Annotated in this window: 9 protein-coding genes and 2 pseudogenes; 8 read left to right on the top strand and 3 right to left on the bottom strand. The window is 69.3% G+C overall.

Features of this window, described 5'->3' with window-relative positions:
* Positions 1–222 (top strand): annotated as a pseudogene (locus ACFYR3_RS39570) (hypothetical protein); the annotation flags it as partial.
* Here the strand turns inward: ACFYR3_RS39570 and ACFYR3_RS39565 are convergent.
* Positions 173–1,096 (bottom strand): annotated as a pseudogene (locus tag ACFYR3_RS39565) (serine hydrolase domain-containing protein). The pseudogenes ACFYR3_RS39570 and ACFYR3_RS39565 sit on opposite strands and share 50 nt — an antisense overlap.
* Positions 1,097–1,193: 97 nt before the next feature.
* On the opposite strand from ACFYR3_RS39565, the gene ACFYR3_RS39560 reads away from it, so the two are divergent.
* Positions 1,194–2,162 (top strand): hypothetical protein, encoded by a 969-nt coding sequence (locus ACFYR3_RS39560; RefSeq protein ID WP_389286907.1) that lies wholly within the window; start codon positions 1,194–1,196, stop codon positions 2,160–2,162.
* Between the two features lie 516 nt (positions 2,163–2,678).
* On the top strand, positions 2,679–3,278 hold the full coding sequence (locus ACFYR3_RS39555) for a hypothetical protein (RefSeq protein ID WP_355852281.1): 600 nt from the start codon (positions 2,679–2,681) through the stop codon (positions 3,276–3,278).
* Between the two features lie 254 nt (positions 3,279–3,532).
* Here ACFYR3_RS39555 and ACFYR3_RS39550 read toward each other — a convergent pair whose 3' ends face one another.
* Positions 3,533–3,835: a hypothetical protein gene (locus tag ACFYR3_RS39550; RefSeq protein WP_355852278.1), complete on the bottom strand. Its 303-nt coding sequence runs from the start codon at positions 3,833–3,835 to the stop codon at positions 3,533–3,535.
* A 77-nt stretch (positions 3,836–3,912) separates the two neighbouring features.
* Between ACFYR3_RS39550 and ACFYR3_RS39545 the strand changes: the two genes are divergently transcribed.
* From ACFYR3_RS39545 to ACFYR3_RS39525, 5 genes are all read left to right on the top strand, one after another.
* Positions 3,913–4,338, top strand: coding sequence for a hypothetical protein (locus tag ACFYR3_RS39545; RefSeq protein ID WP_355852275.1), 426 nt, complete (start codon positions 3,913–3,915; stop codon positions 4,336–4,338).
* Positions 4,339–4,488: 150 nt separating this feature from the next.
* Positions 4,489–6,207 carry a protein kinase gene (locus tag ACFYR3_RS39540; protein ID WP_355852272.1) on the top strand — a complete coding sequence of 573 codons (1,719 nt, stop codon included), beginning with the start codon at positions 4,489–4,491 and terminating at the stop codon, positions 6,205–6,207.
* Between the two features lie 657 nt (positions 6,208–6,864).
* Positions 6,865–7,350, top strand: coding sequence for a helix-turn-helix domain-containing protein (locus ACFYR3_RS39535; protein WP_389286904.1), 486 nt, complete (start codon positions 6,865–6,867; stop codon positions 7,348–7,350).
* Positions 7,351–7,445: 95 nt separating this feature from the next.
* Positions 7,446–8,675 (top strand): DUF4241 domain-containing protein, encoded by a 1,230-nt coding sequence (locus tag ACFYR3_RS39530; protein ID WP_389286902.1) that lies wholly within the window; start codon positions 7,446–7,448, stop codon positions 8,673–8,675.
* 385 nt (positions 8,676–9,060) lie between these two features.
* On the top strand, positions 9,061–11,439 hold the full coding sequence (locus ACFYR3_RS39525) for an ADP-ribosyltransferase domain-containing protein (protein WP_389286900.1): 2,379 nt from the start codon (positions 9,061–9,063) through the stop codon (positions 11,437–11,439).
* Between the two features lie 459 nt (positions 11,440–11,898).
* Here the strand turns inward: ACFYR3_RS39525 and ACFYR3_RS39520 are convergent, their stop codons facing one another.
* A complete protein-coding gene (locus ACFYR3_RS39520; protein WP_355852260.1) occupies positions 11,899–12,225 on the bottom strand; it encodes a hypothetical protein in 327 nt (108 codons plus the stop codon).
* Between the last annotated feature and the right edge of the window lie 52 nt (positions 12,226–12,277).

The raw sequence follows: 12,277 nt of genomic DNA, 5'->3' as shown, positions 1-12,277 counted from the left end.
GGCTACCACGAGATCCTCGCCGCCATTGAGCATGCCGGGGAAGGGCTCCGCGCCAAGGACGTCTGCCAGGCGCTCGGCACCGGAACCGAGCCACGGCACACCGAAGGCACCCGCGCGAAGCTGAAACGACTGGTCAACCGCGGCGTCCTCACCGAACCCGAGCCCGGCCTGTTCACCCTGCCTCGACCGGCTCCGCCCGCACCGAACACCACCTCAACCTGAAACCCGACGAACCATCACAGAACACCCTCTGATATCCGGGGTTGTCACCGATGTGGAAGCGCACAGCGTGCCCGGCCAGAGTGCCGAGGGAGTAGCCGTACCCGTAGCTGTCGGCAACCGCCGGCCCGTCGGTGCCCCATGCGCCTCCCATGGACGCATGCGGAGCCACTATCGCCTCCCGCGAACGAGCGGTGAGCAGATGCCCGGCATTGAAGGCAGCAGTGTAAAGAGCCAGGTCGCCAACAGTCGACCAGAGGTCACCAGTCCCCGGCATGGCGGCGAATTCCGGAACGTCCACCCGCCTATCCTCCCGGTAGCCGCAGGCAGCCATCTCAAGTGGAGCCTGCCCGACGCATGTCGACGCCATAGCGAGGGGCCGCAGAACATGTTCGGTAACGAAGTCGGCCTACCGCTGCCCACTGACTCGCTCGATGATCCGCGCCGCCAGGAGGTAGCCCGGTGAGCTGTAGTGCCATGTACTGCCAGGTGTGCTGCGAAGCGGCACATTCGAGAATCGCTCGAGGAATGTGCGGGCATCGCCGGGATGGTCGATGTCGAAACCGGGGAGGTCCCGCCAGTGGCCCAGGCCCGATGTGTGTGACATGAGTTGATGCAGGGTCAGCTGCTGCCAGCGTTGGGGGCAGTCAGTCAGCCAACGATTGATTGGACCGTGGAGACTGACCTCTCCTTCCTCAGCCAAGAGCATCGCCGACGCGGCCGTGAACTGCTTACTCACCGAGGCGATCTGGAACCGGGTGTCCGTCGTGCATCTCGCGCCCGCCTTGGCGTCCGACACGCCGGCGGAAGCCTGCACGACAGTTGCTCCGCCGCGAGTAACCAGGATGGCACCGGAAAATCCGTCACGTATCTCCACGTGGCAACGATAGGCCCAGCTAGGAGAGACCACGGCCCTCGACGGCGAGACCTGCAACGCACGTCGAGCGGTACGTCAACCGCTCTCACGTGGAAGTGTGCGACGTCGAGGCGGCCAATCCAGTGCCCTTCCCGCGTTCCACCCACAGCGCCTGGACCTGCGCGACCGGCTCTCCGCCCTGCCCGGTGTCACAGCGTGGCTGCAGCATGAACCCGGCCAGGCCAGGCAGCGCTGGGAACTGCCACCGGCTCTGGTCGTGCGCCGCGGGGACCTGACCGCGGTCATCGAACGCCCGCGTCGGCTGCTCTCCCCCGCCCTCGTGGAGCGGCAGCTGAACATGGTGCGGGCCCGGCACGGCGCCGGCACGCAGCACTGGTGGATCTTCGACCGTGAAGACCCCGTCCACTACACCAGTGCCGGCAGCCTCTCCGTACGGCCGCGCGGCCAGGCCCTCACCCACCGCAAAGTGCAGCCCACCCTGGCCCAGCGGCAGATCAACGCCAGGGGCGGCGCAGTGTGCTGGCCCACCGAGGACACCCTGCTCATCCCCTACGGCGGCCACGCCCACCAGCACGCCACCCGGCAAGGAAAGGACTGGAGCGACGACATGGCGTCCTGGCACCACGACTGGCGCATCTCCCAGCCCCGCCCAGCCGGTGAAGCCGACTGGTGGGGCCTGGTCCCCCTACCGCTCTGCGCCCTCGGCCGCCCCGCCGGACAGCGCCTGACGGCCGCGTTCCAAGTCATGGCCGACCTCGCACACGCCGAACAAGGACGCGAACACCACCGCCGCCGCCTCGCCCGCAACCACAAACAGCACACCACCGCCCACGGCCGCCCACCCCAGCAACTGCAACTGCCCACAGCAGACGAGACCCGAAGCGAACCGGCACCCCAGCAGACGGCCGCAACGACATCCGCCGTCCGCTCTGGGACGACCGGAGCCGTCCTGCCGGGGCCCGCCTTCGTGCCCGCTGTGGTACCTGCCGTAGCGCCGACCGGATCCCTTCCACATCAGACCGCCACAGCGCCCGAACGCCCCGCTGAAAGGCGCAGCCGCGGCTGAACACCATCGGCTCCGGGGGGTTGGGGGCGTCGATCGACACCGACATCCACAGCACCCGGCTGCAGATGATGCTGCCCTTCGATGACACCGCTGGCACACTCAGGTACTCCTTCACTCCAGGCAGGGAAATCACCCGATATCGGCACTGGGACTGCTCACGGAAACCAACCGGCCGTTATCAAAACCCACGCGCTGGCACATTCACGTCGAAAAATCAATACCGACAAACCGATACAGCTCAACAGGTCTACGCGGGCGGGTGTCCTGAACGGAGGGGCGGGTCGGGAAGCCCACGGTGTCCGGACGCGATGCTGTCACCTTCGCCTTTCCCCATGAAGATTTGCCGCCCGGGTCCCGTGTCTGGGATCTTGTCCGGGGCGGCGATCTCAAGCAACGCGCTCAGCCGTCGGCACCACTCGCCTCGGCCCCAACCCAGGCCTACCGGTGGAGCCGCGGCCAAGCGGCGAGCAGCGGATCTTCGGACTGTCCATGGCCATACGAAGAAGGAGAAATAGCGTGAACACCGAAAAGGTTACGGCTCGACGTCTTACAGCCGAGGAAGTTTCAGAATTGGGCCTCCAGGAGAATATCTTCGTCTCGGCAGAGCTGGACGATCTTTCTCTCGACTGCTACGCTCCGGCCTTCCTCACGAAGCCGGGAAAGTATTTCGATGGAGGATCCTTCATCGCAAGGACGATTTTCGGTAAGGAAATTCATGTTCTTCCGAACAATGTTGAAGAGCGTGGGATATGGATTGCCGACGAGGCTGGGGAAGAAATCGAGGTTCTCCAGAGTGCTGGCGTCCTCCTGAACCTCGCTCTCTTCGTTCCCAACGGGAACAAGGAATCTCTGGAGTCGCTCTACACCGCAGCAAGAGAAGCGTTCGGCGCGGGAATCGTTCAGCGCTGGAACGAGGAAGTCGTGGCGGTGCCGGACGTCAAGGTCGACCTGTTCGAAGAGCCGGCCCGCGGGCGAAAGGGCACGAGCGGCCAGAACCGCGACCGCCGCGCTTTGGACATCTACCCCACCCGAGTGCGGTTCATGGAGCCCAGCGTCGGCTGGAAGTTCATCGTCGAACCGCACCAGGAGACCATCGACGACACGCCGACGATCTGAGCTGACAGCAGCCCGGAGAAGGTACGCCGACGGCTGCGATCTCTCACAGTCCCGATTTCTGCACGCAGCGTGAGCCAACCGGTTCGGGGCGGGACGGGGCATTTGGTGCCGGCGCCCCGCCCCGCGTGACCCGCATAGGTTGCGGAGCGTTCGGCAACCCGCCGCGCGGGAACCTGCGGCTGAAACCGAGCCGGTGTATCAGCCTCGTCGCCCCCGAGACGCTGTAGACACCTCACGTTGCTATGCCGTCAAGTTCACGGGCCGAGCCCTCCGAACACGGCGCGGTCGTAGAGGCGCTGGTGCCACTCGTTGGCGTCGGGTCCGGGCTCGGTGGTCAGGACAGGGTTCGGGCCGGTCTCGATGATGTGCAGGAGGGTCCAGGCGACGCCGTAGCAGTCGTCCGGGCCGAAGCATGAGGCCAGCGCCTTCGCTTCTTCTCCGGTAACCGGCTTCAGGATCGTGTTGAGCTGATGGACGCGCCGGTCGATCTCGTCTTCGCTCGCGTCCCAGTCGGGGAGCGGGCCGTCGGCGACGAATACCTGGACTTGAAGTTTCACGTCCGAATAGTCGGTTGCCGTCGGCCGCCTGGGCAAGACGCGTGGGCGTCCGACGCCTGACAAGGACGATAGGCGTCATGGAATCCGAACTGCCGACTGTGAACGTGCGGCTCTGGCATGCCGATGCTGTCGTCCTGTTCGACTGGTTGATGAGTACCGATCTCGACGCGGTCCCCATCACCCATCCCGCCCAGAAGCAAGCCCTGGTCGACCTGCTGAGTCGGCTGGAGGCCGACGTCGATGCCGACATCGCCGGTTCGACGAGCGAGGAGATCGCCGCCGCGCAGGCTGGACCGTCCCGAAGGTGTTGGGCGTCGATGACTTCGCCACCCGTCGCGGACAGCATTACGGCACCGTGCTCATTGACTGCGAGACTGGCCAGCCTCTCGACCTGCTACCCGGCCGCGACGGAGCGGCCCTGGCCGGCTGCCAGACTAGTCTCTGCGGCTCACCTGGGATTCAGGGGCCATGTCCCGCTCATGAATCGGAATTTCGCACCCTGAACCGACACCACGCCCACAGAAAGCTGTCGACGGTGGGAGGCGAGTCGCATGGGTGCGAACCACGCGTGCCAGCGTTGATCGCACCGGTCTGCGGGTGTTTGCGGCCACCTGCGTGGGGCCGTGCCACAGGTATCTCGTAGGCTTGCGGCCATGGGCGAGGGGGATTCCGGCAGACGGGTCATAGAGGGGCGCTTCGAGCTGGAGACGCGGCTCGGTGGCGGTGGTATGGGCACGGTGTGGCGTGCACGCGATCTGGTCCTTGACCGGGCCGTGGCGCTCAAGGAGGTACGGCCGCCCGATCCGGGTCTTGCCGAGTACGACCCGCAGGGCGCGGCGATGCTCCGGGCCCGAGTGCTGCGCGAGGCACGGGCGCTGGCTCGCGTCGATCACCCCAATGTCGTGACCATTCATCACGTGGTGGACGGCGGGGAGTACGTCTACCCGTGGCTCGTCATGGAATTGGTGACCGGCGGGTCACTTCAGGACCGGCTCGACAAGGGACCGTTGGCGCCCGCTGACGCCGCCCGGCTGGGTCGCGAGGTGCTGGCCGCGCTGCGCGCCGCGCACGATGCCGGTATCCAGCACCGGGACGTGAAACCCGCCAACGTGCTGATGCGGCCCGACGGACGTCCCGTCCTCACCGACTTCGGCATCGCGACCATCAGGGACTCGACCGCCCTGACGGCGACCGGGTCGATCATCGGCACGCCTGACTACATGGCACCCGAGCGCATCTCCGGCGGCGAGGGCGGCCCGGGTTCCGACCTGTGGTCGCTGGCGATGATGCTGTACGTCGCCGTCGAGGGACATCACCCGCTGCGCAGGGGAACCACCCTCGCGACGCTGGCGGCGCTGCTGAGCGAGCAGCTTCCGCCACCCGTCCGAGCCGGAGTCCTGACCGGGTTCCTGAACGCCGCGCTCGTCAAGAACCCGGCCGACCGGGTGGACGCGACGACCGCGGACCGGCTGCTCGCGGAGGCGGTCGAGGGCGGCAGCACGGTTGCGAGTGCTCCCGCCGGGGCGGACGGGGCCACGTCGTACAGGCTGGCCCCTCCGCCGCGTGCAACACCCGTGCCCTCGGCGCCGGTTGGGTCCGGACCGCCTGCCGGCTTCGGACCGTCCACCGGCTTCGGACCGACGGGCTTCGGCCCGCCGACTCCGTACCCGGCGGGCCCGACACGGCAGACGCCGGCGGGGCCGGGCAACCGTGCGAAGAGCCGCATCGCGATCGCATCGTCGGTCGTCGGGACCGTGATGGCGGGAGTCCTGGTGTGGACCCTGCTGCCGGACGGAGGCGACAAGGGCGGTGGAGGGGCCGCCGGTTCAGCCGGCGCGACCTCCTCGGCCAGGACGACGGACCCCGCGCGCACAGCGTCCCGCCCGACCCCGACCCCGACGCCTCAGGCCGACGCGAAGACGGATCTGCTCACCCCCGCCGGTATCCGGGCGGCGGTGAAGGAGATCAAGGCCGCGACCGGCACGGATCGCGCATGCGACCTCACCGTCTATCCGACGTATGTCTCCGCCAACATCATGGTCAAGGGCAGCGACACCAAGTACGACAGCTACACCTACCGCCCGGGCCAGGGCGTCGAGAAGGGCATCATCAGCAGTGCGATCATCGGCGGCGAACGCCCCTTCAGTCTCGGCAGCTTCGACTGGGACGTCCTTCCCGCCTTGCTGAGGCGGGCGAAGAAGGACCTGAACGTACAGCGGCCGACCATGCGTTACGTCCTGGTCCGCCCTGCCGACGACACGTTCGGCACTCCGCTGGGACTGGCTGTCTATCTCGCCGACGACTACGTCACCGGCTATCTGGATGCCGACCTGAAGGGCAAGGTGACCCGGGTGATGCCGGCCCAGGCCTGAGCGGTCTTTCGGTATCGCCCGCGCCCTCGACTTGCAGTCGCGCCTCGGGACGAGGCCGCCGCGGCGCGGTGCGCGCCAGGCGCGCGTCGAGTTGCCCTTTGCGCAGCGCGCGCCCCCTTTGCACTCCCCCGCACGCCAACGGTGCGAAAAAGGCGGGCAGTTCGGGAGCGCAGACACATGCTGTGACGTTAGAGGGGCAGGTGGCCCTTCCGTACAGGGTTGTCGTGGATCCTCCGTCTCGACGCCGTGGGGCTGCCCGGGGGAAGAGGTGCGCGACGCCCTCGACACGTAATGCGAGCTGGCCCTGGCGCCCCGCCGCGGGGGACGCGGGTCGGCTCCGGGCCGTCTCCCCCGATATGGCATGGAGATCCTGATGGGCCGCCAGCAGGCCCAGTTGGCAGCCCAGCAGCAGCGTGTCGAAGCCTCGCGGGCGGCCACGGCCCAGCTCATCTCCGAGTACGCCGAGCTCCGCCCCGCCACCAGCCATCCCGGGGTGGAGCAACTGGTCGGCCTCGCCCAGATACGCGACCGGCCGGCCGTGCTCACCCGCGAGGTGCGCGAGGAGTTCCTGACCTTCGCCCTGGGCGGACCGCAGACCGCGGAGAACATGCCGCCTCGCGGCCGCTCAACGAGGATCTGCTCTGCCGCGGGGTGCGCATGCGCACGATCTACCTCGACAGTGTCCGTACGAACCGGCCCACCGTCGAACACGCCACCTGGCTGGCCCGGCTGTGCGGCCGGGTCCGCACGGTTGCGTCCCTGCCGACCCGGATGATCCTCATGGACCGGCGGACCGCCATGCTCTCGGTCAGCAGCGACGACACCGCCGCGGGCGCCGTCCTGCTGACCGGCCAGGGCACCCTCACCGCCCTGTGCGCGCTCTTCGAGACCACCTGGGAGGCCGCCCGGCCGCTCGGCGAGATCGTCCCCACCGGCCCGAACGGGCGCACCGGCCAGCAGACGACCGCCCTCGGTCTCCTGGCCGGGGGCCACACCGACGAGGCCATCGCCAAACGGCTCGGGGTGTCGCCCCGCACGGCCCGCCGGATCGCCTCCGAACTGATGGACCGCCTCGACGCCCGCAGCCGCTTCGAGGCCGGCGTACGAGCCGTCCAGCAGGGCTGGCTGCCGCCGCGCCCTTGAACCTTCACCCAGGGGTCCCACGCCGCCGACGGCACGGGTCGTGCGTATCGTGGCCGGTGATCGGTGGATCTTGAGGGGCGGCAAAGGGGCGGGGTGTGAGCGAGGAGGTCGTGGTGGTCTCGTACGCCGAGGGGTGGGACGCTGGTTCCCGTCGTGCGGTCGGGCCGCTGAGCCGGGCGAAGGCGGAGGAACGGGACGGAGCCGGGGAGCCCTACGTGGTGCTGCACCGGATTCCGGGGCGCGCGGTCCCCGCGGAGGTGCATCTCGTCGCCTGGCGTGACCATTTCGTCGGGCAGTGGGAATACGACGAGCTGGGGCGACGCGTCCGTGACGTCGACCTCCGACTGCTTGAGGACGACCGCCTGTTCCTGCGGCAGTACGTGGAACGGCGTTACGCCTCACCGAAGCAGCCAAACCTGCCGCCCGACGCCTGGCGGGTCACGCTGGAACTCCTCCCGGGGCGAGCGGGCAGGAAGATCCTGGAGGAACGTGGCGACGGCGGCGGGTCGCTCCACTCCGCGGCCGATGTGCCGGAGGACCTGCGATGGCACGATCGGTCCGGGTTCGGGGTGGGGGCGGTCGACCCTGCGTCCAGGCCGCCGGAGGCGCCCGAGCCGGATGAGGTCATGGCGGCGCAGGCGGCTTTCGCGGGCGGTGAGGAGTCCGCGACTCTGTGGCGCCCGCCGAAGCCCATGCGTCTGAAGGTGTCGCTCAACGCCCTTTTCCAGCCCGGCAATGCCTTCCCCGTGGAACCCTGGACCAAGACGGAGACTGCCGAACCGCGGCACATTGCCCTGGTACGGATCCCGAGCGGGCGCCTGGCCGTCTCGGACCCGCTGCAGGACGAACCCCGCGAGCTCGCCGAGCGCATACCGCCCGGCGAATACCCGCTGGAGAGCGCCGTGATCTCCGGAGAGGGCGAGTACGAGGAGCGCCGGTTCCCGGTCACCGAGGAGCCCGCCGTACGCCTGCTGATCCGGGAGGAGCCCGCCGCGTCCTGGGAGTTGGCGCTGAGCCAGGGCGAGGACCCCCGTCTGCTCCTCGACGGCCACGCCTACGGCTTCGGCACCGACGGCGCGGCCGGCGGTTTCGCGGACGCCGCGGCCTGGGAGACGCTGTCCGGCAGAGTCAGGCGCTATTACGAGGACCGGGACGACGACGCGTGCGAGTCGGTCGGCGACGGCTACGTGCGCGCCGTCGACGAGGCCACCGGCGGCGACCTGGTGTTGTTCTACACGGGCGGCGACGGAACGTGGCCGGTATGGCTCGGCCGCTCCGCCGCCGGCGAGCTCGTCTCGGTCGTGGTGGTCACGTCGTACCTCTGACTTGACTCTGTCGGGAATCTTCATGGGCCGAGGTCAGTTGCCGAGGGTTCGCCGGGACTTCGACCGGGGGGTCTCGTTCTGGTCCAGGAAGGTCGGGGGCGGTCGGCGGTCCCAGGTCCCACAAGTCCCCTTTTGCCGTTCGTCCTTTCGCGTTCTGCCGGGTCGGTCCGGGCGAGGAGTCGGCCGACCGGGGCCAGGCCCCGTCCGCCTCGTGTACCCCGATCGGCGGGTGCACGGCCGGTGGGACGTGAGCGTGTGCGGCCACCGGTTGGTGGGTTCACCAGAGCATGACGGCAGGTCATGGACCGCTTGCCGGGGCCGCGTTGTCAGTGGTGGGCGATACGTTCGGCGTCTTGGAACCGCTGTTGCACGACAGGAGTGGACGATGACCGAGAGCAGTGTGCTGCCCGCGCTCAGGGTGGTGCTGACGGACGTCAACGAGCGTGTGGTGGAGGCGTGGCGCGCCGCGTTCGCCGACACGCCCGGCATCGAGATCCGCAAGGGCTCGATCCTCGACGAGGACGTCGACGCCTGGGTCACCCCCACCAACTCCCTGGGCCGGATGGACGGCGGGGTCGACGCCGTCATCAAGCGGTACCTGGGGTCCGGCATCCAGGTGCGCGTCCAGCGGGCGATCCGTGACCGGTTCGCCGGACCCATGCCGGTGGGCAGCGCGGTCTGCGTCCCGTCCGGCGCGACCGTTCCCCGGTACCTGATATCGACACCGACGATGGTGCGGTCCTCGCAGAATGTGAGTGCCACGCTGAACGTGGCGCTGGCGTGCGCGGCCGCTTTCCAGGCCGTTCACCGGCAGAACCGGAAGAAGCCGGGCAGCATCCGGTCCGTGGCGCTGGTCGGGTTGGGGGCGCAGACCGGCCAGGTGCCGGCGCGGGTGTGCGCCAATCTGATGTGGACCGGCTACACGCTCTTTCACGACCACTGGTTCGAGGACGACGCCGAGCTGCGCTCCACGATCGTCTCCCAGTTGCACGGAATCGAGAACGCGCCCGTCGATCAGCGGGTACGCATCGTGCCACCGGCGGCCGCCGTGCCGGTGCCCGTAGCTCCCGCTCCCTCCTCTCCTTCCGCCACGACGAGTGAAGGCGCCTCCGCCATGACCGGATCGGGGCCCGGTGTCCCGGCTCCGGGCCAGCCGCCGCAGTCCCAGCCCGGTGCGAGCGACCCCCTCGCCCTGAGCGAGCTCTTCGACGGCGGCGGGGAGTCCTGGCTCCCGCTGCTGAAGCCGGTCATCGAGGCGCAGCCGGACGCCGCGCGGTTCATCGGGAAGGGCCGCAGCCCTGAGGTGGTCCCGGTCCGCGAGCTGACGTTCCAGGCGCTCAAACCGAACCCGCCGCACAAGTGGAAGGTTGTGGTCTTCGGTCAGAACCCGTATCCGCGGCCGGAGAGCGCCACCGGCATCGCCATGTTCGACAACACCTTCAGTGACTGGAAGGACAGCCGGTTCGGCCGGGTCGTCAGCATTCGGTGCCTCATCAAGGCGGCGGCGATGTGGAAGTACGGCATCGTCAAGAAGACCCCGATCGCCGATGTGCGGGCGCTGCTGAAGGAGCGGGACACGGTCCAGCCGCCGGAGTGGTTCCAGGCGATGCTGACGCAGGGCGTGCTCCTGCTGAACGCGTCGCTGACCGCGAGCGGGGACGGGGCGATGGGGGCCGACCAGCCCACGGCGTTCTGGCGGCCGGTCGCCGAGCGGATCGTCGAGGAGATCCTCAAGGCCAAGCAGGAGGCGGCCGAGGAGGACCGCGGGGTCGTGTTCGCGTGGTGGGGGGCGCACGCCCGCAGCCTGAAGCGGGTTGTCCTGCGGCTCCAGCAGAAGTACCCGGACGTCGAGGTGCGGCATCTGGACCACGCCAACCCGGCGGCGCAGGGCGACATCTTCTGCGAGGGCGACCATTTCGCCCAGGTCAACGACGCTCTGGCCTCGTTGGGCGCCGACGGCATCGACTGGCTGCCGAGCAAGGGGTGGAACAAGACGGCGGTCGGCGCGGGCGGTGCGGACGGGGGTGCCGCTGCGCGCATGGGCGCTTTCATCGAGTCGACCATGAACCTGCACCAGCTGTACCTGGAACGCCTCACCAGCGTCAAGGACGAGGGCCTGGTCCTGCCCGCGATCACCGGTGTCTTCGACACCCCGCTGATCGACTTCCACGACGCCGTCGCCCCGGTCTCCGCGGCGCTGTCCGGGCTCGCCGGGCACATCCAGCGCTCCCGCGACTTCGGCAAGCGGCGTGCGGACCAGGTGGCCGAGGGCGGCCCGTCCGCCGACGCGATCGCCGCGCTCCACCTCTATACCTGTGAGTCGGCCTTCTACCGTGAGATAAACAGCGTTCTGCGCTCCCCCGACCGCACCAGGGTCACGCCCTACCTGCCGTATCTGCGGCTGCTGTTCTCGGCGGTCTCGAAGCTGCCGGCCTACACGCAACCGCTGTGGCGCGGGGTGTCGCTGGACCTTCGGGCGCAGTACCCGGTGGGCCGGACAGTGACCTGGTGGGGTGTCTCCTCCTGTACCTCCGAGCTGAAGGTGGCCAGGGCGTTCTTGGGCAGCCGCGGCAAGCGGACGCTCTTCGAGGTGACGCCGGCCCGGGCGGTCGGGATCAAGCGCTTCTCGGCCTTCACCGGCGAGGAGGAGTACATCCTCACGCCAGGTACCCAGCTCAAGGTGACGGAGGTGAAGAGCGAAGCCCGCGGGCTGTGCACGGTCCGGCTGAGCGAGGTCACGGACGCCGCTCCCGTGGTGTCCTGACCCCCCGTTCACGAGGGCCGCGGTCGTGGTTGCCGGACGCCGGTGGCAGGCACGGGACGCCGGATCCCGCTGGTCGCCGTGGTGGGCACCCTGGCCGTTCTCCCGCTGGCCGGCCTGCTGGTGCGCGCCGTGCTCGACTCCGGCTCGGACCACACTGGTTCGACCGGTGGCAACGGCGCGCCGACCACCCCGCCGGACAGCGGCCCGAGCCCTGATCCAAACGCGCTGCCGGCCTCCTGGGCGGGCACCTGGGTCGGCACCGGCCCGGGAAGTCCGAACGGCAACTACCCCGCGCATGCCCCTCGTCCGAGGGTGTCTCTCCGCGCGCGACTGCCTCGGCGCGGGAATGGTCCCCGGTGGCGTGCAGCAGCACGAACCGGCCCCGGCGCGCCTTCGAAAGGGCGCGCCGGGGCCGGTCCCGGTGTGAATCGCAGCCGCCCTTACGGGCGGATGCCGGCGTCAGCGACGGGGTGAGTGGTGGCACTCCTGGTGGGCGGGGTGCCAGACGCGGATCCACTGGCCGGGGTGCCAGTGGTGGTGCCGGTCCCGGAACGCCGGGCGCCACTGCCGTGCCCAGTGGCCCGCCACCCTCTCGCAGTGGTGCGACCCCGCCGAGGGCCGGTGGTCCTGCGACCCCGCCGACGGCCGATGGTCCTGCGACCCCGCCGACGGCCAGTGGTCCTGCGGGGCGGCCGACGCGGTACCGACCGTACCGACGACCCCACCCGCGGCCAGGGCCACCGTCGCCGCCCCCAGGGCCGCGGCCCTCTTCAACCCGTTGATCATGTTCAGACCTTTCCGTACGAACCGGGGCTGACGCCCCGGCACTGCCCGGACC

The organism is Streptomyces sp. NPDC005784 (assembly GCF_042871525.1).
Lineage (GTDB): Bacteria > Actinomycetota > Actinomycetes > Streptomycetales > Streptomycetaceae > Streptomyces.
The sequence above is the reverse complement of the archived record's forward strand: the minus strand, read 5'-3'. Positions and strand labels throughout refer to the sequence as shown.